The 26439-nt window shown below is 60.2% G+C and carries 20 protein-coding genes, 1 tRNA gene and 3 pseudogenes; 10 read left to right on the forward strand and 14 right to left on the reverse strand.

Annotation, left to right across the window (positions count from 1 at the left end; all coding sequences use genetic code 11):
• The first annotated feature begins 181 nt into the window (after window positions 1-181).
• Window positions 182-1354: pseudogene (locus tag HCN58_RS35475) on the forward strand (serine hydrolase domain-containing protein).
• A 249-nt stretch (window positions 1355-1603) separates the two neighbouring features.
• Here the strand turns inward: HCN58_RS35475 and HCN58_RS00260 are convergent.
• Window positions 1604-2380, reverse strand: coding sequence for a molybdopterin-dependent oxidoreductase (locus HCN58_RS00260; RefSeq protein ID WP_171577394.1), 777 nt, complete (start codon window positions 2378-2380; stop codon window positions 1604-1606).
• 323 nt (window positions 2381-2703) lie between these two features.
• On the opposite strand from HCN58_RS00260, the gene HCN58_RS00265 reads away from it, so the two are divergent.
• Window positions 2704-3324 carry a DUF5666 domain-containing protein gene (locus HCN58_RS00265; protein WP_235983281.1) on the forward strand — a complete coding sequence of 207 codons (621 nt, stop codon included), beginning with the start codon at window positions 2704-2706 and terminating at the stop codon, window positions 3322-3324.
• A gap of 178 nt (window positions 3325-3502) precedes the next feature.
• Here HCN58_RS00265 and HCN58_RS35480 read toward each other — a convergent pair.
• The 6 genes and pseudogenes from HCN58_RS35480 to HCN58_RS00295 form a co-directional block, all read right to left on the reverse strand.
• A pseudogene (locus HCN58_RS35480) lies at window positions 3503-3705 on the reverse strand (tyrosine-type recombinase/integrase); the annotation flags it as partial.
• Window positions 3706-4389: 684 nt separating this feature from the next.
• Window positions 4390-5535: a mandelate racemase/muconate lactonizing enzyme family protein gene (locus HCN58_RS00275; RefSeq protein WP_171577395.1), complete on the reverse strand. Its 1146-nt coding sequence runs from the start codon at window positions 5533-5535 to the stop codon at window positions 4390-4392.
• Between the two features lie 32 nt (window positions 5536-5567).
• Window positions 5568-6557: a Bug family tripartite tricarboxylate transporter substrate binding protein gene (locus HCN58_RS00280; RefSeq protein WP_171577396.1), complete on the reverse strand. Its 990-nt coding sequence runs from the start codon at window positions 6555-6557 to the stop codon at window positions 5568-5570.
• 114 nt (window positions 6558-6671) lie between these two features.
• Complete coding sequence (locus tag HCN58_RS00285) at window positions 6672-7949, reverse strand: lipase family protein (RefSeq protein ID WP_171577397.1); 1278 nt, start codon at window positions 7947-7949, stop codon at window positions 6672-6674.
• A 154-nt stretch (window positions 7950-8103) separates the two neighbouring features.
• Entirely contained in the window at window positions 8104-9087 is a 984-nt protein-coding gene (locus tag HCN58_RS00290; protein WP_171577398.1) for a Bug family tripartite tricarboxylate transporter substrate binding protein, read from the reverse strand.
• Window positions 9053-9769 carry an HD domain-containing protein gene (locus HCN58_RS00295; protein ID WP_235983321.1) on the reverse strand — a complete coding sequence of 239 codons (717 nt, stop codon included), beginning with the start codon at window positions 9767-9769 and terminating at the stop codon, window positions 9053-9055. Before HCN58_RS00295 ends, HCN58_RS00290 begins: the two co-directional genes overlap by 35 nt.
• Before the next feature lie 95 nt (window positions 9770-9864).
• Between HCN58_RS00295 and HCN58_RS00300 the strand changes: the two genes are divergently transcribed.
• Window positions 9865-10761 carry a LysR substrate-binding domain-containing protein gene (locus HCN58_RS00300; protein ID WP_171577400.1) on the forward strand — a complete coding sequence of 299 codons (897 nt, stop codon included), beginning with the start codon at window positions 9865-9867 and terminating at the stop codon, window positions 10759-10761.
• Between the two features lie 486 nt (window positions 10762-11247).
• Here HCN58_RS00300 and HCN58_RS00305 read toward each other — a convergent pair whose 3' ends face one another.
• Complete coding sequence (locus HCN58_RS00305) at window positions 11248-11427, reverse strand: hypothetical protein (protein WP_210265816.1); 180 nt, start codon at window positions 11425-11427, stop codon at window positions 11248-11250.
• Between the two features lie 10 nt (window positions 11428-11437).
• Between HCN58_RS00305 and HCN58_RS00310 the strand changes: the two genes are divergently transcribed.
• A complete protein-coding gene (locus HCN58_RS00310; protein ID WP_171577401.1) occupies window positions 11438-12076 on the forward strand; it encodes a hypothetical protein in 639 nt (212 codons plus the stop codon).
• A 370-nt stretch (window positions 12077-12446) separates the two neighbouring features.
• On the opposite strand, the gene HCN58_RS00315 is transcribed toward HCN58_RS00310, so the two are convergent.
• On the reverse strand, window positions 12447-13874 hold the full coding sequence (locus HCN58_RS00315; protein WP_171577402.1) for an FAD-dependent oxidoreductase: 1428 nt from the start codon (window positions 13872-13874) through the stop codon (window positions 12447-12449).
• 317 nt (window positions 13875-14191) lie between these two features.
• Here HCN58_RS00315 and HCN58_RS00320 point away from each other — a divergent pair.
• The 3 genes and pseudogenes from HCN58_RS00320 to HCN58_RS00330 all read left to right on the forward strand — a co-directional run bounded on the left by HCN58_RS00320 (window position 14192) and on the right by HCN58_RS00330 (window position 17841).
• Window positions 14192-15269 (forward strand): annotated as a pseudogene (locus HCN58_RS00320) (transposase).
• A gap of 628 nt (window positions 15270-15897) precedes the next feature.
• Entirely contained in the window at window positions 15898-16143 is a 246-nt protein-coding gene (locus HCN58_RS00325; RefSeq protein ID WP_171577403.1) for a hypothetical protein, read from the forward strand.
• 486 nt (window positions 16144-16629) lie between these two features.
• Window positions 16630-17841 (forward strand): ABC transporter substrate-binding protein, encoded by a 1212-nt coding sequence (locus HCN58_RS00330; RefSeq protein WP_171577404.1) that lies wholly within the window; start codon window positions 16630-16632, stop codon window positions 17839-17841.
• 520 nt (window positions 17842-18361) lie between these two features.
• Here the strand turns inward: HCN58_RS00330 and HCN58_RS00335 are convergent.
• Together HCN58_RS00335 and HCN58_RS35250 are read right to left on the reverse strand one after the other, a co-directional pair.
• Window positions 18362-18859, reverse strand: coding sequence for a hypothetical protein (locus HCN58_RS00335; RefSeq protein WP_171577966.1), 498 nt, complete (start codon window positions 18857-18859; stop codon window positions 18362-18364).
• Window positions 18860-20071: 1212 nt separating this feature from the next.
• Window positions 20072-20383, reverse strand: coding sequence for an SAM domain-containing protein (locus HCN58_RS35250; protein WP_210265818.1), 312 nt, complete (start codon window positions 20381-20383; stop codon window positions 20072-20074).
• 440 nt (window positions 20384-20823) lie between these two features.
• Between HCN58_RS35250 and HCN58_RS00345 the strand changes: the two genes are divergently transcribed.
• The gene (locus tag HCN58_RS00345) at window positions 20824-21471 is read left to right on the forward strand and encodes a hypothetical protein (protein WP_171577405.1); all 648 of its coding nucleotides are present in this window, start codon (window positions 20824-20826) and stop codon (window positions 21469-21471) included.
• 956 nt (window positions 21472-22427) lie between these two features.
• Window positions 22428-22736, forward strand: coding sequence for a hypothetical protein (locus HCN58_RS00350; RefSeq protein WP_171577406.1), 309 nt, complete (start codon window positions 22428-22430; stop codon window positions 22734-22736).
• A 419-nt stretch (window positions 22737-23155) separates the two neighbouring features.
• Here HCN58_RS00350 and HCN58_RS00355 read toward each other — a convergent pair whose 3' ends face one another.
• Together HCN58_RS00355 and HCN58_RS00360 are read right to left on the reverse strand one after the other, a co-directional pair.
• The gene (locus tag HCN58_RS00355) at window positions 23156-23347 is read right to left on the reverse strand and encodes a CsbD family protein (protein ID WP_171577407.1); all 192 of its coding nucleotides are present in this window, start codon (window positions 23345-23347) and stop codon (window positions 23156-23158) included.
• A 436-nt stretch (window positions 23348-23783) separates the two neighbouring features.
• Window positions 23784-23859 (reverse strand) — tRNA-Ile (locus HCN58_RS00360).
• A 171-nt stretch (window positions 23860-24030) separates the two neighbouring features.
• Between HCN58_RS00360 and HCN58_RS00365 the strand changes: the two genes are divergently transcribed.
• Window positions 24031-24996, forward strand: coding sequence for a TAXI family TRAP transporter solute-binding subunit (locus tag HCN58_RS00365; RefSeq protein ID WP_171577408.1), 966 nt, complete (start codon window positions 24031-24033; stop codon window positions 24994-24996).
• A gap of 151 nt (window positions 24997-25147) precedes the next feature.
• Here the strand turns inward: HCN58_RS00365 and HCN58_RS00370 are convergent, their stop codons facing one another.
• The gene (locus HCN58_RS00370; RefSeq protein ID WP_171577409.1) at window positions 25148-26359 is read right to left on the reverse strand and encodes an ABC transporter substrate-binding protein; all 1212 of its coding nucleotides are present in this window, start codon (window positions 26357-26359) and stop codon (window positions 25148-25150) included.
• Between the last annotated feature and the right edge of the window lie 80 nt (window positions 26360-26439).

The following is a 26439-nucleotide window of genomic DNA, read 5'->3' on the forward strand; positions in this document are numbered from 1 at the left end:
AAGCGGTCCCAGGAGGAGCGTCATGTGTAGGTGGAAAATACTGGCGACGACGGCGCTGGCCGCGATGCTGGTCACTGCAACAGCGGTGCGGCCAGTCTCGGCGCGCGAACTCCAGCCCCTCGCCACGGCAACGCCTGAACAGGTCGGCATGTCGGTGGAGCGCCTTGGGCGCATCACCACAATGCTCAAAAAAGAGATTGCCGACGGCAAGCTGCCGGGTGCGGTGGTCATGGTCGCCCGCAAGGGCAAGATCGTCTATTCGGACGCGATAGGCTTCCAAGACAAGGGCGCGGAAACGCCCATGAAGCTCGATTCGATCTTCCGCATCTATTCAATGACCAAGCCGCTTGTCTCGGTAGCGGCTATGATGCTGGTCGAAGATGGCGTCATCCAGCTCACCGATCCCATCTCCAAATTCCTGCCGGCCTTCAAAGACATGCAAGTGAGCGTGGCAAGCACAGGCGCCGATGGCAAGATCACTTACACGAATGTACCGGCGGCCAAGCCGATCACCGTGCAGGACCTTCTGCGGCATAGCGCGGGTCTCGCCTATGCCGAGATCACCAAGAACGAACCGGTAAAGGCAGCCTACGTCGAGGCCAAGTTCTCCCAGCCGGGCGTGCACGAGTAGGACTCCCGGGACATGACGCCAGCCGAGCAAGTCGCCCGCATGGCAAAGATACCCCTCATTCACCAGCCAACCACGATGTGGGAGTACAGCATGGCCGTCGATATTCTCGGCCGCGTGATTGAGGCAGCGTCGGGCAAGCGGCTTGCCGTTTTCTTGGACGAACGACTGTTCAGGCCGCTCAAAATGGTGGACTCGGGCTTCTGGGTGCCGTCATCGAAGATCTCGCGCGTCGCGCAACCGCTGCCGGTCGACTTGGCTTCAGGCTTGAAGACGAGCGTCCTTGATGTGTCGGCAGAGCCGAAGAATGATTCCGGCGGCGCTGGCGCAGTTTCGACCGCCACGGACTATTTGCGATTCAGCCAGATGCTCCTGAATGGCGGCGAGCTGGACGGCGTACGCCTATTGAGCCGCTCGACCATCAAGCTGATGACGTCAGACCATCTCGGCATGCGCATAGCGGCGCCCTTCCAGCCGGGTGAGCTTCTGCTGGGAACTCCCGGCTACACGTTCGGCCTTGGCTTTGCAGTGCGTCAGGGCGACGGCGTAGCTGGTGTGCCCGGCTCGGCGGGCGAGTTCATGTGGGCAGGTTACGCTGGCACCTTTTTCTGGGTCGATCCCCAGGAAGAGATCGTCGGTGTCTACATGACACAGGCCCCGAGCCCAATTCGCGCCTATTACCGCAAGATGTTCAAGGCCCTCGTCTATCAGGCGCTCGTGGACTGAGCCGGTCACCCTGATGCAAGGCAACGGTTACTCGCTGCCTCGCTACTCAACTGGCCCTTTCGCGGGCAGAAAGACCTTGCCCCAGCGTGACAAGGCAGAAGACAGTACGACGGTACGTCGTCGAAGCCGTGAATTAAGCTGGGCCGGCCTGCGGCAGACGGTTGGCGAAGACTGCGCCTACCGAAGCCGCTTCACTCGCCGGCTCGTCTTCGATGCTTGCCCATCACAGGCGTTGACGGCCTCTTCGGTTTAAAGCCCGCTAAACCAGTTGTAACCTTCATCCTCCCAGTACCCGCCGGTGTAGTTGTTGAGCACGGCAAGCCCGATGACGTGCTTTGGATTTTTGAAGCCGAGCTTGGTCGGAATGCGCAGGCGCATCGGAAAGCCGTATTTCGGCGGCAGGACCTCTCCATCGTACTTGAAGGTCATCTGCGTCTGCGGATGCAGCGCCGTGGCCATATCGATGGAGCTCGAATAGCCTTCGGCGCAGGTGAAATGCACGTACTTTGCCCGCGTGTCGGCTCCAATCCGGCGGAGAAATTCGTGCAGCGGCGTTCCTGTCCACTTTCCGATTGCACTCCAGCCCTCGACGCAGACGAGGCGGGTGATCTGCGTCTCCTGGGGCAGTGCGTAGAGCCGATCGAGCATCCATGGCCGTTTGTCGTCGACCAAACCGTCGATCAAGAGCTTGTAATCGTCTTCGTCGATATCGGGCGCATTCTCCTCGCGATAATACGCATTGAACGGGAAAGGACGTGTGATCGCGGCTTCTGGATAGGACGGTGCCAGTCGGTTCGGGTTGAATAGCCACGCCTGCACGCGATCATTGAAGCGAGACACGATGCGTAGCGCATTCTCAACTGACGGCCCATCAATGATGTCGCATCCTGTTAGAAAGGCGAGTGCGCCAGCGCCTGCGCCAGCCCGCAGGAAGGCGCGACGGGTTGGCTCGGGCAGGAGTTTGGCAACGTCCTTGGCCAGCAGTTCGGCGTCGATCCCGGGAACCGATGATCTCGAATGAGACATCTCTGGTCTCCTCAGCGGCCGCATATTCCAAATCCTATCACCGCAAGCATCACTACGGCGTTGATCTGGGCACCAGCACATCAAGCGGATGAACCGGCTCTTTCGCCTTTGCCAAGCCTGGCCCGCCGAGGGTTGCTTCTCCGCGCTTCCTGGTTCCCGCATGGGGCAACTGTGGTAATCTAGGTCTTGGCAGCTATCAATGCCGCAGGGATCAGCGGAGTTCCTCGAAACCCCTAGCGCGCGAGGATGGAATTGACCCGGGTCGTCTAGGGTCATTCCGGCAGCTGTCCAAACCAGTGCTCCAAATCATCAGGGAGGAAGCGATGTCTCGCACCATAGCGTATTCGCTGCGAATGATTGGTTTTGCCGCTGTGCTGGCGGCGCCCGTAGCATGGGCTCAGGAGGCTCCGCCGGTCCGCGTGCGTGGCACCATCGAAGGTGTCATCGATAGCGCTGGCTACGTGGTTAAGACACGCGATGGAGCCGAACTGAAGGTGACGCTTACCGAAAAGCCGCAGATCGCCGGCATCGTCAAGGCGTCGCTTTCCGATATCAAGGAGGGCTCGTTCGTGGGCGTTACCGCCATGCCCAAGGCCGACGGCAGCTTGAGCGCACTCGAAGTCCACATTTTCCCAGAGGCCATGCGCGGATCTGGTGAAGGACACTATCCGTGGGATCTTCGGCCCCAGAGCACGATGACGAACGCGAATGTTGAACAGATCGCTGCTGCTGTTGATGGGCGCACGTTGACCTTGAAATACAAGGACGGGGAGAGGAAAGTCTTCGTCCCCGCCGATGCCCCCATCGTCGCTTACGTCCCAGGGGACAAGAGCGATCTCAAGCCTGGCGCGAAAGTCCTCATCATCGCGACCAAGCAGCCCGATGGAACATTGCAGGGTCGCGCCTGGCGCGTCGGTCGGGATGGACTAACGCCGCCAATGTGACTGCAGCATGAGCGAGAAGCTCCGCGAGTGAGTAGCTCTTTCTTGTGAAGCCCACGACGGCAATACGTGGACACGGATCAAGCGGTAGCGCCGAATAGCGCGAGAGTTGGTACATCCGGTTTTGGCACAAACCGGTGGTTAGAGGTCGGGCAGAGCATGTCCGCTCTGCCCGGGTATTTCAGACATCGACTTCTTCCGCTATTGCCAGGGCATCATCCACTTCGATGCCCAGATATCTGACCGTGCTTGCGATCTTAGTGTGGCCAAGCAAAGCTGGACAGCCCTGAGATTTCCTGTCCGTCGGTAAATCAGGGTAGCTTTTGTGCGTCGTAGGGAGTGCGTCCCACACAGTCTTGGGTCCAGGCTAACGCCGGCGATCCATGGACGGTCTGGACATTCCGTCGGTGTATTTGATGGAGCCGATGTTCTATGAAGAGCATCCGGACAAATACGAACCGATTGCTTCCGTCGCGGCCACATCACGATTCCGGTTTTTGCGCGATTCAATATCGTCAGGACTCGACAACGCCAGCGGCGATCCGGAAGGAACATACGGTCCTCGTATCACTCTCCAGGCATCCGATATGCCCTACCATGGGTCTCACGGTGGAAAGGCTGGGCTCCGGCCAATTGACCCGACGCCAGCGCTCGACCGCGAACCGAATTTTTGTAGTCATGCAAGGAACTGGGGAAAACCAGAGTGGGCGAGAAAGCTTTCGCCTGGAAAAGAGGCGACACGGTCGTTGTACCCACCTGGACAGCCTTCAGCCACCAGGCGGCGTCAGATTCTCAGCTTTTCTGCCTGTCGGACCAGCCGTTAATGCGAGCGTTCAAGTACTATCGCTCCGGGTTCGCCTAAACTGCAGTTATGGTCACCGTTGACGGGCGGTCGATTGCCCCGTTGATTTAGTCAGATCGGTTTGGCCCCGATCTGGGCTTGAGTTGGCTCGGTTTCGACCAATGCATGCGACCCCTGACTGTTATTGATGTCCACTTTGGGCGGCGGGGTGGCCGCCCTTGCGATACCCATTCCGTGCGATACCTTCCAGAGGCAGTGCATCTTTCCTAAAGATGCTCCGACCAGGAGTCAGTGATCCATGGCTCAAGCTGTTCGGGCTGCAAGTCCAGTCCCGCGCCGGGACCTTCCGGTACCGTGAGCATGCCGTGCCGGGTAACTGATGGTGTGCCGGCAAGGCGCAGGAGCGGGTTGTGCATCATGTCGTACTCCACGAATGGATATGCGGCGCAGGCTCCGCCGCGGCGCGGATCAAGCACAGCCGACATTTGAAGCGAGGCGTGGAAATTTACGGCCGTGCCAAACACATGGGGCATGATGGGCAGATCATAGGCTTGCGCGAGCGCCCAAATTTGCCGAAAGCCGCTGTAACCTCCGCATATCGAAAGATCGGGTTGAAGAATATCGAAGGTACCTGCGGCCAGAAAATCACGAAAGGCACGCACGCTTCCGAGTGCTTCTCCGCCAGCCGTGGCGACCCTGGCGGCGCGCGCAAAGGATTGATAGCCCGGGATGTCCTCCGGTTGAACGGGTTCTTCAATCCAGAGCAGGTCGGCTTCTTCCATGAACCTTGCCGCGCGGATGGCGGCTGCTGCGGTATAGCCCTGGTTGATGTCGACCATGATGCCGATGTCAGGGCCTACCTGCTTGCGAAGCGCGTTTGCCATGATGCCATCGGCTCTCGGCTCAACGCCGCCCCGGGGCTTGACGGCTTTGAAGTTCAGGGAAAGATACTGATCGACCTCGCGTTGATATTCCCGATAGGGATCGGGCTGCATTCGCACGAATGGCCCGCTTGCGTAAGCAAACACCTCGTTGCGTACCGCCCCGCCCATCAGCGCCGCTACGCTGATTCCATGCATTTGCGCAGCAAGATCGTGCAAGGCGATGTCGATGGCCGATATCGCCATCATCGACGCGCCGCGCCGATCATACCCGATGGAGGCGCACATCGATTGAAAGTGGCGGCCATACTCGGCGGGCGACTTGCCCAGGATGAGTCCGGCCAACCGGGCGCGGATGAAGGCGCCGGCGGCGTGCGGGGAATTGCCTGCCTCTCCCCAGCCGGAAAGGCCGCGATCTGTGCGTATCTGGATAAGCAATGCGTCCCGCTTCCGGAACACGTTGAGTGCGTTTCCCATCGGCTCGGCCAGCGGGAAGCTAAGATTGAAACCACGAATGTCGATAATTTTCATAACAGCTCACTGGGTCCACGTGAGGGCAGGGGTCAGCCCGGCTGAATATTTCCCTTCTCGACGATGCGGGTCCATTTTGCGATCTCGTCATCGATGCGTGCCGCAAAGTCCGACGGCGAGCTGCCAACAGAAATAAAGCCGAGTTCCGTTATCCTGAATCGGAGTGCCTCAGTTTTGAAGGCCTTGCCGGCAACCTCGGCAAGCTTGTCGATGATTGGAGGCGGCAGCGCGGCCGGCCCGACGATGCCGAAGATTGGCGTGGCGTCGACCGCCGGCAAGCCGGCCTCGGCCATTGTGGGGACGTCCGGCAACTGTGCGACGCGGTCGCCTCCTGTAACGGCCAGGGCGCGAACCAGACCCTGACGTACCTGCTGTCCGATTGCCGCAACGGTGGCAAACGTCATTTGTACCTGGCCGCCAATCAGATCGGTAATGGCCGGCCCGCCGCCTCGATAAGGCACATGAAAAATATCGATCTCGGCTGCTTGTCGCAGTTGCTCTCCGGCCAAATGAATGGCGGTTCCAAGTCCGGCCGAGGCGAAGTTGATCTTGCCCGGCTGAGCTTTGGCGAGCGCTACAAATTCCTGCAGGCTATTGGCGGCCACAGAGGGATGCACGACGAGAACGAGAGGGGAAGTCGCCAAAAGCGAGATCGGCGCAAAGTCTTTCTTGGTGTTGTAGGGAAGCTTCGTGCGAAACAGGCCAGGGTTAATAACAAACGCGCTGTCGATAATTCCGATCGTCTGGCCGTCGGGGGAAGCGGTTGCGACCGCTTGCGTGCCGACCATGCTGGCGCCGCCACCGCGATTATCCACAATGAAATGCTGGCCCATGTCGCGTTCGAATTCCGGTGCCATCAGCCGCGCAATAATGTCGGAGGCACCTCCCGCGGCATACGGAACGATGATCTTTACAGGTCGTTGCGGATAAGTCTGCGCCTTGGTTGTTCGCAGGAACGGCGAAACAGAAAGCGCGGTTGCCAGCCCCGAGCCGACGATCGTTCTTCGCGTAAATGGCCGCATTGTGCTTCTCCATTGCCCAGGTCTGCTCCCTTGAGCAGCGCGGCGGCTTGAGCCGGACCCGTGGCCCGCGGGTCAAGACCGAACTAGACTATCGCGTGGTTTTCCGGCGTCTCATCAATCGTTGAATTTGAAACCGGGTAAGGGGTCGCCCGGCGGTCCCGGATCGGAAATCGAAGCGCAATTGGACTGCATCGGATTCCCCGCCAGGGCGGCCTGAACGAATGCAAGCTCGTCGGAGTAGGCTGCGTGGACCGTTCCGTTATGGCTCACGCCGGCATAGGCTTTCCAAACCACATGGCTCCCGGCGGCGCAGAGTGCTGCAACCGCGGCATATTGGCGCTGCGGTTGGATCGACTTGTCGGCCAGGCCTGTGGCGAGAAAGACCGGTACCGGCATTCGAACCGGACTCATTTCTATAGCGGCGCTTAGACGATCCGCGATCTCTGGATCTTTCAGGCTGTTTGCCAAAGTCAGGCCGTTGCTGCGAACGACCTGCGCAAGCTCCGCGTTGCATCCCTCTCGGGCGGCCTGCAGCAGTGGCTTCCCCCCTTCAGTAACGAGGTCGTCCGGCCTTATTGCGTCGCTCCCAAGAGCACCGCCGATCATCATGAGAATGGTGATTTGCGGCGGAAGTGAACGCGCAAAACTGTGCTCGCTTGAAGACTTCTTGGCCGCCGCCGGAAACTGGGAAACGACTCCTGTTGCGATCGATGCCTTGATGTTGAGGTCGGGGGCGTAGGAAGCCGCGAGACGCGTTGCGCCGAGCGAGGCGCCGGAGCCTTGCGACTGACCCGTAATGATGATGGCGTTGGCGATCTGTCCGTTCGAATGGTCGAGCGCTGCTCTTGCGGCATCGAGCACCGAGCGTCCTTCTGCTTGCCAGTTGAGATAAGGATGCGGGCCGGGACCGCCAAGACCTTGGTAGTCAGTCGCAACGACGGCAAAACCTTGTTCCAGCCAATTGTTGATGTACTCGCCGTCGCGCGGTCGATGCCTGCTCCAGGATGGGGCGCACCTGTCGGAGACGCCGAGCGTGCCGTGCGCCCAGGCAACAAGCGGCCATCCGCCTTGCGGCGCGGCTCGCTTCGGAAGATAAAGCGTGCCGCTTACCGGAATGATGCCGGATCGCCATCTTGCATCTGTCGAAGTGTACAGGATTCTCCTGGCCGTTGCGGCCGCAACGATCTCAGGCTGATCGGGTATCCCCTCTTCGCGGAGCATGAGACCTGGCTTTTCGGGCAAAGCGCCGGTCCAGCGGTAGAACGGCGACAGATCCTGGTCACCAACGATCGGCCCCTGAGGTAGCGACTCCGTTGCGGCGTGCAGCACGCCCGGATGGGCCGAGGCGCAGAGAGCGAGTGCCGCGACGCTCACACTTGCAAATGCTTTCATCGTTCCGTTCCTCCGCTTTTTTTGGTGCAGCTCGAGAGGCTGCGCTCCTTTGTGACTCGTCGCGTTGCTCTCTTCAGCACTAAGCCCTGCGCGCGTGGCGAGCTACGCATGTCCTCTCGCAGTCGAAAGCCGCGTTGGCAGTCAATCGAGAATCCTATTCCACCTGCAGCCCGATCCGGCGGATGACATCTCCCCACTTGTCCGATTCCGCCTTGAGCAGCGCAGCCGCTTGAGCCGGGCTCGTAGCCCGCGGCTCGAGGCCGACCTTGGCGAACTGAGCCACCGCGTCGGGCTTCTGCAGCACGGCATTGAGTGCGGTGTTGATCTTGCCGACGGTTTCGTCCGGCATCGCTGCCGGACCGTAGAAGGCGAACCATGTTTCGACCTGATAGTTGGGCAGGCCTGCCTCGGCCGAATTCGGCACGTCCGGCAGCAGCGGCGTACGCTGCCGCGACGGGACGACCAACGGTCGCAATTTCCCATCGGCGATGTAGGGCGCCGAGTTGCCGATGGCGTCGACCATTACCTGCAGCCTTTCGCCGAGCACATCGGTCAGCGCCGGTCCGTTGCCGCTATAGGGAACATGGAGCATCTCGAAGCCCGCCATGTTCTTCAGCAACTCGCCGGCAAGATGCAGAATGACGCCGGTCGCGGAACCGTAGGCGAGCTTGGTTGGGTTCGCCTTGCCGTAGGCGATGAGTTCCTGCAGGTTGTTGACAGGCACGCTCGGATTGACCGAGACCACCAGAGGTCCGGTGCCGATCAACCCCAGCGAAGTGAAGTCGTTGATCCCGTCATAGGGTGCGAGCTTGCGCAGATGCGGATTCACCGCGTGGGTAGATACACCGCCGAGCAGCAGCGTGTAGCCGTCGGGTACCGACTTTGCGACGAATTGCGATCCGATGATCGCGCCCGCGCCCGGCCGGTTCTCGATGACGATCGACTGCCCCAGCCGGTCGCGCATACGCTCTGCGATGAAACGCGCGACGACATCGCTGCTCCCGCCGGCCGCATAGGGCACGATCAGCTTGATGATCCGGCTGGGATAATCGCCCTGCGCGCGGGCAAGCCAGGGAGTTGCGAGCGCGCCGAGCAGGCCAAGGCTAGCCCGCCGCGTCAGCCCTCTCGCCGTTGTCATCCTGTCTCTCCCGGTCTTTCGCCGTCCGCAAGGCACGCGGCGTTATTTTTCTGCTTTCGAGCAGGCCCGCCGTTTCCGCCTTGAGCAGGCCGAAACCGCCTGCAATCGACCACCACATGTGATCGGCGCGGTGGACGATCAAGCATTCGAGGCTGCGCTGCATCAGGTCGCCCTCGTAGGAATGGCCGAGTGCGATGTGCGCGATTTCTTCGGGTAGCCCCACTGCGATGCAGACGTGGGCGCCGTAGACCGGATGGCGCAGTGCGGGCGAACCGGCCTGCGACTTGTCCGCTTCCCATCGTCTGCGGTTGGCGGGATCGAACTCCCAGGCCTTGCCGACATCGTGCAGCAGTGCACCCGCCAGAACGATGTCGTGGTCAACAATGGCTTCGGGGAATTCCTGCGCAAACTCGTCTGCGATCGCTATTGAGATTCGGGCCACGCTGCGCAGATGTACCGCCTGGCTGCCGCGCTTCAGCGCGAAGACGCCGGGCATCGCCTCTCCGGGAATGGCGGTGACGCGCGGAAAATCCGTTTCCGCCAATGCATAGGCCCAAGCCTCGACCGCCTTGTGGCGCAGTTCCTCATCATGAATCTGCGCAAGTTCAGGCAGATCCTCGAGCACCGTCGCGCGCAGCGCGTCCGTTACGGGGCGGGGTAGGCGTCGGTCAAGGAAATACATGGACAACCATTATTCGTCTCAACCGAATGTTGCCGCCGCCCACAACATAGTTTCAAATACCGATTTGATCATAGTTTATGCCCTGGAGTTATATAATGGCGATCAGCGTACGGGAGATGGACGTGTTCCGATGCGTGATGCAATCGGGCTCGGTGACCAACGCGGCCATTACCTTGAACATTTCCCAACCGGCGGTCAGCCGTATGCTGCAGCAGGCGGAGGAACGTCTCGGTTTCAGGCTGTTCGAGCGCGAGAAGAAACGGCTGAAACCGACGACCGAGGCGCAGACGCTCTTTGCGGAAGTCGTGAACGTGTTCGCGGCAATCGAGCACACCCAGCGGTTGGCGGCTGAGCTGCGCGACGGTCAGGTGGGGCTCCTGACGCTTGCGACCGTGACCGGGTTCGGTCACACCGTTGTGCCGCAAGCGGTCCGACGTTTTCGCGCCGAACGGCCGAACGTCTCCGTTGTCATTCAAACGTTGACGGGGCCGGAGGTCGTCACCCGCGTCGCCCAAGGGCGAGCTGATCTCGGTCTGACTGTCGGCCCGATTGGGGATCCGTCCCTTGAAAGTACCATTCTCTGCACGACCAAGCTCGGCTGCGTGCTGCCGGTCGGTCACCGGCTTGCGGCTAAGGCTGCATTGAGCGCGCCCGATCTTGCGGACGAGCCGGTGATCTGTCCGGGTCCGCATTTGTCGATCGGGGCCGCGATTGTCATTGCCTTTGCCGAGGCCAATCTACGCTTGCGCATCGCCGTCGAGGCGTCGCAGTCGAATATCGCCTGCGAGCTGGTACGTGCCGGTGCCGGCATCGCGATCCTGGACGGCCTCGGGCTGCTCAGTGCGCGATCTAATGATCTCGTCACGCGTCCATTCGCACCTAGCCTGCAAAGTGTCGCGCGGTTGCTGAAAGGCACAAAACGGCCGGCTTCTCGTCTGGTGGAAGAGTTTGCCGGCGTCGTGCAGAGGGTTACGGTCGAGAGCGGCTTGTAACGAAGCAGAATCTCATCTGGTTGACGGAAGCAATTGCATCGCAATCTCAATCGCATAAAAGTTCGCAGCTTTGTTCTGAGTGGCGCTCCAGCGAGGATACGACTGCGAAGCGAAGCTAGATTCTCCAGGCTTCGGGCGCGGTAGCCGCGATAGCAAATCTGGCTTGGGACCAGCGAACGGCGCGGTCGAACTCAAGGTACGTGCTTTTGAAGCACCGTCACCGCTGCGAGAACTGTTCTCCCGAGAACGCCGCAATGAATTTGCAACGAATTGGGTGCAACGACCGTGACGGAAGCGCCTGCCAAAGGCAATAAAGATCAATAACTTAGATGTTCACTGCGTTCGGGAAGCAGGGATCAAATCGCAACTTGGACCGAATGTCGGTATCCGTGGTTGCGCCTCCAGGATTTTAACCTGCTCGGTAGCTTTCGAAGCCGTAGTTAGATCGTGCAACTCTCAGTCGCCTTTCCGTCAGGCCCCGTGCGTTCAGCCGAACGTGAATGCAAATGCTTCCACGCCAGAGCCGAGAAACTCGATCTCGAACTGTCGATCCATCACGGTCTTCGGCTGACTTACCAGTGGGTACAGGCGCTGTTCGGCCACTTCGCCGTTGCCTTGCTCGTCAACGTCGATTTCCGGGCTTTGGCTTGGCTTTGAATCATGCAAAGCACCACAAATGTCGGCCGCCGCACCCCGGTTTTCAATTATTGTGCTGCCGTTTGCGAACCTGAGCGGCGATCCAGCACAGGATTATGTGCCGGACGTTATTACAGAGGGACTCACGACTGCATTGTCGCGCATCAAAAGCGCCGTCGTCATCGCGCGCAGCACGGCTTTTACCTACAAGGGAAAATCGGTCGATGTAAGACAAGTGGGCAAGAACCTTGATGTACGCTACGCGCTGGAGGGAAGCATGCAGTACAGCGGAGGTAAGGTGTGGGTGAATGCCCAACTGATTGACGCCGAAACCGGTGCTCATCTTTGGGCTGACCAGTTCGACGCAGATAGAGCTGACCTGTTCGATATGCAGGATGAAAATGTCACTCGTCTGTCACGTGTGTTGTCCATCCAGCTTGTCGATGTTGACATTGCGCGGGTCAAGCGGACCCGTTTCGGAAACATGGATGCTCAGGACCTGGCCATGCAGTGCCTTTCCGGCGTAACCAGATCGGGGCCTGATGACGCTGCGGCCAAACGGTTACCTGGTGCTCGGCATCGCGAACAACTTTCTAGCTCGGCCAGACCGGTCATTGGAGGTGGCAGACAAGGCAATTCGCCTCAGCCCGCGCGATCCCTACTTGCCGGGCTTCTATGAGATAAAGGACGAAGCCTATTTTTATAAGGCTAGAGGATAACGCGATTGAATGGCTGCGGCGCCAAATGGCGGCTGCCCCGCGGGGCGATCCCTACCGGTTGTTTTTGTTTGCGTCCGCCCTTGCCCTGAACGGACAGGTGGCTGAGGCACGAGATGCCCTGGCGCGGTATTTGTCGAACAGTAACACTCAGAGCAAGATTATTGCCCCAGTCTCGAGCGCAGCAGCAATCGCTTGCGAACAGTCCAAAATGGCTGGCCTACAACGAGCGCATTTTTGAACGCTTGCGAATAGCCCGGGACGGCTGAGGAATGTGTCTGGCGACTTTTCAATGGTCGAACTGCCATTGGCGAATTAGCATTCCCGAATACGTCACCGATTTACGCCGGCCCTTGCGGGAATTGATACGCGATCCACTGGCATCGGGAACTTGCGCAGCACGCGCGCGATGACCGACGGACGAAACAGTGCGGCTGGCGGGTCGATCATGTGCATGACGCGATAGAAGGCGAGCGCGAGAGAGGTGTCGTGGGCGCACCTTTCGTGAAGCCGGCCGGTGTACCAATGAATGAACGCCATCCCAAGGGGACGTTCCCCCACAGCCTCCTCATGACGGAAATCCTCAGCTGTAGTCGGCCCCCACGCGCTGTCGATGATGTCCACGACCTTGCCGTGAAAGCGCGCGGGCAAACCATCTAGATCGGTTCGCTCCCGCAGGACTTCGTCGAGCACGATTGCCTCGCGCGCGCTCACCGTCATCCCCTGACCGTAGATCGGATTGAAGCTGCAGAATGCGTCTCCCATGACCAAGAGGCGCTCGGGAAACGGCTTCACACGATCGTAGTGACGGCGAATGTTGGTATGGAATTTGTAGGTTGCGATCGGCGTCAGCGGCTCTGCAGTTGCAAGAGCCCGATAGACATCTGGCACCGCGAGAGTCCGTGCAAACTCCAGATATCCTGCTTCGTCGGTCGGCGGGTACACGCCGTGACAGCCGCCGAGCGTGACCAGCCAGCGATTGCCCTCGACCGGAAAGACTGCCGCGAACTTCTTGTCCGGAGCGCGGGGCGAGACCAGCAAGACTTTCCAATCTGTCCTCTCCGGCCCCGGACGATAGAGCCGTGACGCGTACATAACGTCAACCTTCACGCTCGATTCGGCCGGCTTGCCATAACTGAGGGCCTCGAGCCAGTGGGGAGTGCGCGAGCCGCGCCCGCTGGCATCGACGATCAGGTCGGCGATCAAGACCGAGCCATCGTCTGCCTGCGGCCGGATTCGGACGCCGGTCACCCGCTTGCGATCAGGGTCGAAGGCAAGTCCGTCGACGGCGGCCTCCAGGATGCGCACATTCGGCCGCCCGCGCACGCGCTCGGCGATTTGGCATTCCAGGTACGGCCGCGTGAACAGAATGCCGCCGATGCCGCTGTCGAAACGCACCTTCCAAACCCCAAAATGATGCCAGTGAAAATCGCGGCCCATATCACCGGGGACAGCGCCGCCGGCCAGAAGTGCGGGGACCAGGTCGGGAAAGAGCTGTGACAAAATCTCTTGGCCCTTTGCGAGCAAGCCATGCACGTGTTGGCCTTGCGGTACACCTTTACGCGGCTTCGGCTCCGTCGCGACTCCGTCGCGCTCGATCAGCGTGACAGTCTCGAAGTGATCGGCCAGGACGCGGGCCGCGAGCAGGCCGGCCAGACCTCCGCCGACGACGACGGCGTGGTGTCTTGCGCAGGAAGGGTTCCTATGAGCCATCGCACTCTCGTTTATCAGCTGCCGACGAGCACGGATGAGCGGCAGCAACAGTGGCCTCGCCAAAATCGCTAGGCGACCCCGTGATGACAGATGGAGCTTAAGCGCGACCGGTTGGGGCGCGTATGAGGCACCTCACATCATCAGAATATTCAAAGAGGGAACTCGCAGATGACGTACGGCGGGATTGTGAGTTCCGCCGCACATCATGTCCGCTCTACCCAGGGACGACATGATCGCGTGGGTCACCAACGTCTGCTTCGAGGCGTAGAGCCGACCAAGTCGAGCGCGGCCGTTCGCTTTTGACCCAGGCTGTGTGAAAACTCCTTCGATGCTATGATTCTCTTGCTGAATCGGCGGGGGAAGCGATGCAGGGTTTCGTTCAAGTGGCGGATCGCCAGCAGACGATGCTGTTGCCGGAATGCCTCGATGATTGGGTCGACGAGAGCAATTCTATTCGCGCGGCCGATGTTTTGTGGATGCGTTGGAACTGCGCGACCTCGGGTTCGATAGCGTTGATCCTGCGGCGACCGGCCGGCCGGCGTACCATCCTTCGCCGATGCTCGGCTATCTCAACCGGGTCCAATCGAGCCGGCGGGTGGAGCGCGAGGCTGGCCGCAATCTCGAGGCGATGTGGCTGACCGGACGGCTCACGCCGGATCACAAAACCATCGCCGACTTCCGCAAGGACAATGGCCCAGCGATCAAGAAGGTTTGCGCGCAATTCGTCGAGTTGTGCCGCAAGATGGGCCGACTGATGAAGGCCAGCTTTGCCATCGACGGCAGCAAGTCAAGGCCGTGAACAGTCGCGACAACAACTTCACGCAAGGCAAGATCCAGCGCCGCCAGAAGCAGATCGAAGAGAGCGTGGCGCGCTACATGAGCCAACTGGACACCGGCGACCGCCAGACTGCCGCAGGAGAAGAGCCGTCGGAAACGGTGCAACTGACCAAGACGCGGCTTAAGGAAAAGCTGGCGAAGCTCGAAGAAGAAGTGGAACGACTGGCCGCGATTGAAAAGGCATTGCTCGCCTCGCCCGACAACCAGATATCGCTGACCGATCCCGATTGCCGCTCGACGGCAACGAGCGGGCGCGGCTCAGGCATGGTCGCCTACACCGTACAAAGTGCGGTCGACACCACGAACCATCTGATTGTCGCGCACGAGGTCACCAACGTCGGCACCGATCGATCGCAACTGGCGAGGATGGCGCAGGCGGCGAAAGCCGCGCTGCGCAGCGATAACCCGCAAGCCATGCGTGTGCGTCGCGAAACCGTCGAGCATCCGTTCGCCACACTGAAGATGCGGATGGGTGCGACATACTTTCTAATGAAGCGGTTGCCCAATGTCGCGACTGAAATGGCGCTGAACGTACTCGCCTACAACCTCACGCGCGTAATAAACATCGTCGGCATCAAGCCGCTCCTGGTAGCAATCCGGGCGTGAAGAGCTCGTGCCGTTATGCGCATCGTGTGACCGTTCAGGTTCGCTCAGCGTAGCCCGAGGTTGCGCCCGGGTTGACTCCAGACTCGATACACCAAAAATCCGCTCAGACCGTCGTGTCGACGCGGATCGTCCCCGGTTGCATGCAGTTTTTGGACGGAAAAACGTTTTCACACAGCCTGGACCCGAAGCGGACATGCCGACCCTTCCGATTAGTGTCTGCTTCGACCGGACATGGCGAAGTAAACCGCCACTTCCGCCAACTGACCATAGCCTGAAATTTTCGAACCCAGCCGGCTCCGCTGGCGTACGAAAATTACTAGCCCGCAACAAATTCCGCACCTCGTGACATAAAACATTTGACGCGCTGAATTTTCTCTGTGTTTAGATCATGACACTCGTCGCGGGTGAAATTGCCTGCACTCTTGAGGACCGTAATGCGCAACGCACGCACACACATCGCAGAGACCGCCGCCCGCGTCTGGCCACTTATTCGGCTGGCCGATTGGTCGTGCAGGTCCGTGATGACGTGGGGCCCGAATTTTCAGCTCGAGACGGGGCTGATCCGCAAAGCAAGAGTGTAACTCTCGGCGCAGGGCCGCTCCCTCCGCCGAACTGGCAGGAGGGCAAGATGAACGCCCGCAACGACGTCAAGAGACGATCCGATCAGAGCTTGGACGCGAGGCTTGTGGTGGCAGCGGTTCAACTGCGATTTGCCGCGCGGGTTGATGTTCTCGTGGCTCGCTGGCTCGAGCGCTGCGCCACGAACGCCGAGGCCGCACAGCGGTTGTTCAAGACCGATCGGAAGCCCACACGTCAGTTCGGGATGGGCGTGAGCCTTGCCGTCTCATCTCCACGTTGGGATGAGTCCCCATGACGGGGGCAGGCGGCGGGGGTGGGGATAGCTCCAAGATATGGACAGAGGCTGCCCGCATGGCAGCCTCCCTTACTCTATTGCAGTCACCAGTGACCTGATGCGTCCTCAAGCAAGGCACTTCCTCTAGCGCGCGGTTCAATGTCGACTCTCGGACCGGACCTGAACGACTGATCTGACGATTCTGCTTACGCGGGCAAAACAGATCTTCCGGTTGAACCTCTCGAATTCCGAGTTTGGCCCAAATGCGAAGTGCCGGTGGCATTGAGCAAGGTCCGCTTTCAGGGGTAATCCGGAAGACATTTGCTCTCACTGAGTTCTTCTCAGTTTGACCCACACCGGATATCGCGCCCTGTCGCTGCCATGCCGCGCTGTTGCAGGGCGCGGAAGCAAAAGCCGGCGCCCCGCTTTGCAGTGACGCCCTTCCCCTGTACCATCATCCCAAGACGACCGGCATTCAGCGGTCGCTACGGCAAGGGGAGGGTTTTCATGCGTCGCAACATTATCGCCGCGCTCGCGCTCCTGTTGTGGGGAGCGGGGCTGACCGCCTCCGCGGTCGCGCAGCAACCGGTTAAGCTCGGTGTCCTCAACGACCAGACGGGACTGTACGCGGATCTGAGCGGCATGGGCTCAGTCCACGCCGCGCGCATGGCGGTCGAGGATTACGGCGGCAAGGTGCTGGGCCGGCCGATCGAAGTCATCTTCGCCGACCACCAGAACAAGCCCGACATCGGCGCCAACATCGCGCGGCAGTGGATCGAGACCGAGGGCGTCAACCTCATCCTCGACATTCCCAATTCGGCCGTGGGGCTCGCCGTGCGCGAGGTGACGCGCACGCACGACGCCGTTGACATCAACACCGGCGCCGCCACGTCGGATCTTTCCGGAAAAGCCTGTTCCCCGCACGGCGTGCACTGGAGCTTCGACACCTACGGGCTTGCGGCGACGATCGGTCAGGCGTTGGTGAAGCAGGGTGGGGATAGCTGGTTTTTCATCACCGCCGACTACGCATTCGGGCATGCCCTTGAGCGCGACACCTCAGCGTTCGTCGCGGCCGCCGGTGGAAAGGTGGTGGGGGCCGTGCGCCATCCGCTCAATACCGCCGATTTCTCGTCTTTTCTGCTGCAGGCGCAAGCCTCGAAAGCGAAGATCGTCGCTCTCTCGAACGCTGGCGGCGACACCATCAACGCGATCAAACAGGCCGGGGAATTCGGCTTGGGCCGCAGCAGCGATCAGCGCGTGGCTGCGCTCCTGCTGCAGTTTCCCGACACCCACGCCCTTGGCCTCGAAGCGGCGCAGGGCCTGACTGCGAGCGAGACTTTCTTCTGGGACCTCGACGACGCGACCCGCGCCTGGACCAAACGCCTCCTCGCCCGCAACGGCGGGAAGCCGCCAAGCATGATCCATGCCGGGACCTACGGGGCGACATTGCATTACCTCAAGGCGATGGCGGCAGCTGGCACGACCAATGCGACCAAGGTCGTCGCCAAGATGAAGGAACTGCCGATTGACGACTTCTACACCAAGGGCACCGTGCGCGAGGATGGGCGTGTGATGCGGCCTTATTATCTGCTGCAGGTGAAGAAGCCCTCTGAATCGAGATATCCGTTCGATTATCTCAGGCTTCTTGCCACGGTGCCGGCTGAGAAAGCGGCGCGGCCGCTGAGCGAGAGCGCTTGCCCGATGGTGAAGCACCGCTGAGATCGGTCGCGGCGACGTGTCGGCGGCTCGCACGCCGTCGGGCGCCGCTATCATCGATTGTTCTCCGACCTCGAGGGGCCGATCGATGAAGCTTCGGTGTCCGTTCCGCTCGCGCACAAACGGGTTCTGTGGCGAGCGGCCTGCGCCCGGACCAGAGATGGATTTGCGGGTTCGCCTGCGCTCCGCTCGGCGCCCCTGGAATGGCCGGCTCTCGACCAGAGCGGTTCGGGAATGACCGGTTCTGGGCCCGTAGCCGACGTTGCGGCAGGGTTCACCAGCTTCCGCTTTCCGGTGCCCAGCGGATGTGGACCAAGGTAGGTCAACAAGAGCTTGGTTTTGACCCATATCGGAAGTCGGCCTATCGGCACCGATATGACGCCCATTCCGGGCATCGACCTTTTCCAGTATCGGACGTTCATCCGATGTCATGGCTGTTCGGCAGGGGTCTTCGAGACCATAGCCAGCCAGGCATTTTTCATGCCGCCGATGGAGCCCCTCGGCCTGGCGCCAACCGCAGTCGTCAAGACTGCCGAAACGCCACCGCAGCGGATTTTTTCATCTCGGTTACATACTGGCGGGCGGCTTTGCTTATTGCGCGAATAGCTTGCCAAGCCTCGGTGGCTTCCAGCCATGCCTTTGCTTGGCTGAATTTTGTGTACGCCCAGAGAAAGGCTGGAATTTTCATCAGCTTGTCCCGGGTAAGCCTGAACAGGCGCTCGACCAGCACGAGCTTTAGAAGCTCGCCGACGATCAACGTCACAACGCTGCTCACCATCTGACCGGTAGCAGCCAGATAGGCCGCCACCGGTTTGACCGGCTCCAGCATGATCACCGGTACCGAAAACAGCGCCAGCGACGGGTAGGGCCGCAACGACCTGATCCAGGCGCGCAATCGCCTCAGCACGACATGCTTGGCAAGCCAGTCCGAGATCGGCTTGGCGATGGCCATGAAAGCCGCGTCCACCAGGAAATACAGGGTGGCCAGGACATAAGTGGCCGGTTTCAAGATTCGCTTCACTGCCAATTCTCCTGGCACATTCAAACCCCCGAGAGTTCGGATGGTTTCACTTGCCAGTGCGGCGCGGGGTCTCATTTGACGGAAAGGTAGCGCCAGGCATGGCCCTGCGATCCGAGTCCGCTTGCTTGGGAGCAGGGCTATGAGACCGTCCGGTTCTCGAGATAGGCCGGAAGCGGCTCGCCGAGTTGCGAACGGCGCTTTTTGCACCGAGACCGCTGGCACCGAGCTGTAACTCCCGCCGTTCCGAAGCGCTCGACGCCTCTACTCTACCTATCCAAGAACTTTACCAACCGCCGTGAAAGTGACGTCGGTGGCCCCATCCGTGACGCCAAACCGGTCCGGCGTACGCATACACAGGAGGTGCCGCATACACGCGCGGTGCCGCATAGACAGGATATTCATCAACCACCACTCGCGGCGGCGCTACAATGACTGGCCGGCGAACGACGACCGTCTCGGTAGCGATCGGAGCCGGCTCCGCGACAACGACAGGCGGCGCCGTTCTGTACTCGTAGATGTGAGTTTCCCGCTCATAGCTTGGAACGTTGCTATAGGGAGCCACCGGCAGATCGGCGGCCGCTGCCGGCGAGGCAAGAGCTAATGCACTTGCCGCACCCAAGATCGCGTTACGAATGTACATTGTTCCCTCCTTTGGTTCCCTTGTTTGTCGCCCTGTGCAGCAACGCGGAAATCCCCCTGTTAGGTTCATGAATGCGTGTTCGTCCATGACATCCTAGATGGCAAAATTCTAAAGGGCGGGAAGGCCGTTGATCTGCCGTTCGAGCGGCTAATTAAGATCGAGTTGATCATCAACTCAAAGCCAATGGCAATGCGCGCAAATTTCCACTGCGCTGCTCGCGTGCGCCGAGGAAGTGATCGACGGAGCCGTCCGCTTCTGGGCCTCATAGCGGACCGGCTCATCGTTATGCGTCATGTCCGCTGTCTGTACTAATCCTGACATTGGTATTGCCCAGGCTCAATCATCGATCCCTCCCTCAAGCCTTAGGCTTGGCTGGAGGGCTCCAAAAGAGCGAGGTGCGAATTCGCTCACTCAATCCAATATCAATGAATGAGTAGCGCTTGACCGCCGAGGCACGGGTGCTGCGCTTAACTACAGAACTCCGGCACGTCCCATTGGCAGTTCGTGGAAGAATACAGCACTTTCGGTGCAGCAAAGAGTAGGCGCCAATGATGTCGCGCGGCTCCTCAGGGTCAAGCCGCCCGGACAAGGCCGTGGAGCCGACGAGGTCGACGAACATGACCGTAAGCTGGCGGCGTTCCGCGCCGTCCGAGGTTTTCGACGGCATTGAAGCAGCAGAGGGTTCGAATGCGGCCTGCGCCGCGGAAGTGGGCTCGCTGATGGCTGCAAGGATTTTCCGCCCGGTGCCCGAGCGGAATACCAATGTCCTTGAGGTCTTGGTCAGTCAGATGGGGAAGTACCGAGAGATCATTTTCATTTTCGGCAAAACGCTGCGCGTATTGCTCGAAACCGAGTGCATGGAGCCAGTGCGCAATCGACTGCATTGCGGCCACCTATTCTTTCGGTGTGGCCTTAAGCAACCAGCATTATATCCCGATCTTTTCTCGATGGCACCTCATCTGCCCGGTCATTGGTTGACCTTCCGACCCCAATACCGCCGTGCGAGTTTGACCCAACCCGTGAAAGACAGCGACGTTACGGCCGGCGGCGCGTTCACGGCGGCAATGTCCGGTGTTGAACCCAAGGCGGACATTCGCATCAGCGGGACAAGGTTTCACTGAACTGCTATAATGGCGCTCAATCTCCCGAGCCGGGAGGTGCGTCGTGAGCAGTGAGCGCGTGAAGCGGCGCTTAGCGGCTGTGTTGGCGGCGGATGTTGCCGGCTATAGCCGTTTGATGGGCCGCGACGAAGAAGGCACACTCGCGCAGCTCAAGTCGTTCCGGAAGGCGCGCGGCGCGAGCGGAGCGGAGTGGCAGGATGGCAATGCGATATCTCAAGCTGGCAATCCTAGTTTTGGCATATGCGCTGATATCATCGCTCGCGTTTGCGCAAACCTGTTGCCCCGCCGGCTGCGCGCCGGAGGCCAATCGGTGCGTGACCACGGGTCCGCTGTGGACCAGATGCATTCCCATCGCCTGCGCCGCGGATTCTCAAAAATCTTCCGCCGGGTCCTCTGGCCGCACGCGCGAGCACCGAAAAAGCGCGGTGCTCGCCCGCCCGCTGCGCACAGCGCATACTTACGTGGCCCCACGTCAGATCCCCCCGCATTGCCCATTGATGAATCCAACCCAAGCACAGGTCGACGAGGCCGCCAATCAATGCGTTAACGCGTTGACCCGAAGTGCGCAGTTGCGGGATTGCTTTTTCGAGGACGATGCCGGCAGGGCCGAAGACAAACGAACTGGCCTGAGCTGCCCCGATCGTCAAGCTGCGCTGGCTAAGCAGTGTCTAAAACGCTGCGCCGACTACGCATCAGATACGACCCACTTGGTGTGCAGCGGCAGTTATCCGAACACCGTCTGGCATATCTCCTTTGGAGATATTTCGGGCGAAACTGGCAATTCCGCGCGTGTAGACCTCTGCGGGCCTCCGCTAAGAAGCATCTTCGCGAAAAAGCCGCCACCGGGTTGAGAGTGATGTCGGAAGGCGCAGGGGCAGCAACCTAGTCCTTCAAGAAGTCCGCCGCCGACTTGCGTAAGTCTCGGACGCCGCGCATCTGCAAAACAATGGCAGATTTGCCGGAGGGTTGGGCCCTATGCGATCTGACTGACCCTACCGAGGCCGCCCGTTTACTCGGATGGGCCGATGGCTTTCGCAGTCTAATTTGCGCGTTGGTATTGACTACGAACCGCCGACTGAAGCTCTAGGTGTGGAAAGTGACCTCTGCGAATGCTGAAAGTTGAGGCCGCAGCCAGCCGATGATATCGACGCATTTCTTAGCTGGGTGCGACAGCGGAAAATGACGTCCTCAACCCTCGAAGGCCTGATCGCGCGATCGCGTGAAAGGAGAGCGTCTAGCAGGCGCTTATTCTCCCCTTTCGGCCCGACCCGCGAATATCTGCTGTTGGCCCGGAGCCGAAGTAGAGACCACCATCCGTCAGCTTGCGGAGGCAGAGCGGACTAAGGGCACAGCGGAGGGAATGTCGCTTTTTCACCCGCAACGGACATCCGATCTGAATGACCTCCGACGCTGACCGTCACGTTCCTCATTAACAGCGCGAGTAAGGAAGTATAGCGATCCAAAATTACACGTCCGCAAAGGCACCAATTTTTTGCAATCGTTTCTCTGATAGGGTGGCATAACACCGGTGGAGTTTTCATGCAGCCTCGACAGGCGACGTTATTCATTAGGCGTTGGGCCGGCAACGGCGTAGCGTTGTTGCCGCGGCCAAGCGATTTAGCATGTCTGCGAGCTGCCAAAACGGGTGACGCACCGAAGTCTCCGCTTCAATCAAATGGCAGCCCAGACAAAAATCTATTTTGAAAAATGGATTCACGAATTGCATCGTGAAACCCGCGCCGTGAGCGCAGTCTGCTGATCGCGTCATGCCCAGCAGGGGACTTTTGAGAAAAAATAAGGAGCCAAAATGACAGAGCTTCGAATCGATGCAGGCAAAGCAGAACGAATAATTACGCAAATCTTGCGCGACGAAAAGGGCATACCCTCAGCCGATGCAGCCGCCGTGGCTGCAGGTATTTGTCGGCGGCTTAAGACGGCGATGCCGACGAGCCCATCATTGGATCGCTATCGGATTATTGCGAGAGAGCCTCCAGATGGCGACGATTTCGCGATTACAGTGGCCAAAAAGCTCACTGAACGGAAGAGTGAGCTTTGGAACGCGAGCGAACTTTGGGAGCTTGTTTACAATCAAGGTCGCCATCTTCGGGCGAACTAGTCACAGACCAAGTTCAATGCCTACTGCTGCTCGGGTCCAATTGCCCGAACGCATCACCCACCGGCCGCAACGCCTCGATTTGCTCGCGATGTAGCTCCAAGCGTTGGCCTACGTTGCTGCACTCCTGTATGGTAGTGCTTCCGCGCAGGCGCACCACGACCCGGACATCAGGCTGCAAGCGCTTCCAGCAAGGCCAATAATTGCTGTCAATCAGGTATGGGTGGCGATCATCCGCGGCAGGCATCGTTCCGTTCATCCAACGGACATAGCGGGCACGTCCCACGGAAGCCCCTTCTTAGGAGACTTCGCCGACACCGCTCGACTAGCGGGGGGTAATTTCGCGCCGTGGCTCAGCCAGAACGCTTAGTGGCAAAGAAAAAGCCGCCCAGAGGCGGTTAGTTCTTGGTCATCCTTCTTGCTTATTTTTTGAGGGCGTCAGCGGCGTGACGCGCTGCATCCTTCACATCGCCGGCGGCGTTGTGGGCGGATCCTTTGCCCTTATCGATCTTGCCTTCGGTTTCCATGTCCTTATCACCACTGAGCTTACCCGCACCTTCTTTGATGGCGCCTTTTGCCTTGTCGGCAGCGCCCTTGACGTGTTCGCGATCCATCATCGTGTTCCTTTGCTGCTGGGATATGGGACAACGAAAGAGTTGCGCGGTGGTTCCTCGGAGAAGAGTAACAAGCGCCGGCCTTGCACACGACGACTTCTGAGTTTGGCCCCAAACGGACCCGCTGCCGCAGTTCCTGCATGTCAGCCTGTCAACGGATGAACGGACTTGTGTCAGACAGGGCCCGAGGTCCGAGTTTGAACCAATTGTATGGTCCGGCCTGCGGTGCAAAAAGATTTCGACGATCCGGCAGATCCGGTCTTGCATCAATGTATCAAGCAGGTCGGGACATCGTCTCCTCCGTCCTGACGCTCGCGAAGGCCTCCTTGTTGAGGGCCGCCCAGGCGATCCGGGTGAGCTTTTTTGGAAATCGATTCTCGATTTGTTGGAATCGACTCGCTCTTAATTTGGCGCGACACACACACATTGATTCGACTGGTGGGCCCGGCAGGACTCGAACCTGCAACCAGACCGTTATGAGCGGCCGGCTCTAACCATTGAGCTACAGGCCCCGCCGCGGAGCGGCCGCGGGAAGGGCGGCCGGCAACGGTGCCGCCATCGTTTACAGGCATGACAGCGATACGGCAATGCCGACCTTCTGGGCCGAAAACACGCTTTCACAAGCTCTCGCGCCTGCCTAAAACCTTCCGTGCATCATCGTCACCGAACGTTTGAGGCCAACAATGAAACTCGCTGGGATCGCCTGGGCCGGCCTGCTCCTGTTGGCCGGCGCCGCCGCGGCGCAGGATGGAGGCAAGGCCATTACCAAGATCAATATCAGCCTTGGAACCGCGACGCCGGGCGGCGGCTTTCCGGTTTATGGCAATGCATTTGCGGAAGTGATGAATGCCGCCGATCCGGCGCTGTCGATCGAGCCGCGCAACACCAAAGGCTCGAACGAAAACATCCCACTCCTGGAATCCGGCCAGCTCGATATCGCGCTGGTGGCGGGGGAGCCCGCCTACGAAGCCTTCATGGGGATCAGCCGGCCGGCGACAAAGCTGAAAATCCTGACCGCCATGTATTCCAGCCCCGGCATGTTCGTGGTGCGGGCCGACAGCCCCTACAAGACGATCAGGGATCTGGTCGGCCAGTCGGTCGCCTTCGGCGCGAAGGGCTCGGGCCTGCCGATCCTGTCGCGCTACATCCTCGACGGCATCGGGCTGAAGCAGGACGAAGACTTCAAATCGATCTATCTCGACCGCGCCGGCGACGGCCCCGTCATGGTGCAGGACGGCCGCGCCGCGGCGCTGTGGGGGGCGGGCATTGGCTGGCCGGGGTTTGCCGCGGTGGCACAGGCGCCGGGCGGCGCGCGATTTATCGCGCCCGACGCCGGCGAGATCGCACGCGTTCGCGCCAAGCACACGTTTCTTAAACCGCTGACGGTGCCTGCCAACGGCTATCCGAACCAGCCGGCGGCGATCGATTCCATCGGCTCATGGAGTTTTGTGCTGGCGCGCGAAAGCCTGTCCGACGACGTCGCCTACCGGTTGGCGCGCACGCTGCATGGGCACGAGGCCGCGCTGTGCAAAAAGCTTGCTCAGGCTTGCGAGACGACGGCTGCGAACACGGTTGCCGCCGCGCCGAATGCGGGACTCATTCATCCCGGCGTAATGAAGTATTTTAGGGAGGTGGGGGTGGTGAAATAGCGCCGCTTTCCGTTCCCCGCATGCAGCGCAGCACGAAGTGATGCGCTGCTGAGCCGGGGCCCATTTTCCCGCAAATTGGCCGGCGTGGGTCCCGGCTCTGCGGTGCACCGCAAGGGCGCTGCACCGCGTCCGGGATGCGTCGTCGCGGTGATTACTTCTTCGCCATCGCGCACGCCGGGTCGGGCGGGCCGAAGGCTTCATCGCCGGGGATCTTGGTGAGGATCTGATAATAGTCCCACGGATATTTCGATTCCTCGGGCTTCTTGACCTGCACCAGCCACAGGTCATGCACCATCAGATTATCCTCGCGCAGTTTGCCGTTGCGGGAGAAGAAATCCTCGACCGGCTTCTCGCGCATCTTCGCCGCCACTTTCAGCGGCTCGTCGGTGCCGGCTTCCTTGATGGCGTTGAGATAGCTCATCACCGAGGAGTACACGCCGGCTTGCCACATTGTCGGCATCCGGTTCATCTTGGCGAAATAGCGCTTCGACCATTCGCGGGTCTTGTCGTCCATGTCCCAGTAGAACGACGTCGTCAGCAACAGGCCTTGCGCGGCTGGTAACCCAAGCGAATGGATGTCGGTGATCAGCGCGAGCAGCGCCGCCATCTGCTGGCCGCCCTTGAACACGCCGAACTCGGCGCCGGTCTTGATCTCGTTCATGTTGTTCGGCGGACCGGCTGCGATGCCAATGATCTTGGCTTTCGAAGCCTGGGCCTGCAACACGAAGGACGACAGGTCCGGCGTGGCGAGCGGTGGCCGCACCGAGCCCAGCACCTTACCGCCATTGGCGGTTACGACGCTCGAAGCGTCCCGCTCCAGCGAATGACCGAACGCATAGTCGTCGGTGATGAAGAACCAGCTATCGCCGCCGCGCTTCACCACCGCTTGCGCGGTGCCGACCGCGAGCGAACGGGTGTCGATCACCCATTGTATCGCGTACGGCGAACAGGATTTGCCGTGGAAGTCCGCAGTGAGGGTCGAATGCGTGATAAACAGCTTCTTCTTCTCATTGGCGATGCCTTGCACCGCCAGCCCCACTGCAGATACCGGCACGTCGACGATCAGGTCGACCTGATCGACATCGTACCAGCGCCGCGCGATACCGCCGCCGATATCCGGCTTGAGCTGGTGGTCGCCGACGATGATGCTGATCGGCTTGCCCAGCACCTTTCCGCCGAAATCGTCGATCGCCATTTGCGCCGCGGTAACTGAACCCTGGCCGGTCGGCGTCGCCGCCGGGCCGTTCATGTCGGTGAGGACACCGATCTTGACCACATCGTCGGAAATTTGCGCGAGTGCCGCAGTCGACGCCAGCGTCGCGGCCATGAGCACGGCTAGCCTGGATAGTTTCCTCGCGAACATCCCTGTTTTCTCCCCTGGAATCGGCGCGTTGGCCGTTGGTTTGCAGGCGGTTGATCCGCCGATTGGTCTCATTTGCAACT

The organism is Bradyrhizobium australiense (assembly GCF_013114825.1).
Classification (GTDB): Bacteria; Pseudomonadota; Alphaproteobacteria; order Rhizobiales; family Xanthobacteraceae; genus Bradyrhizobium; species Bradyrhizobium australiense.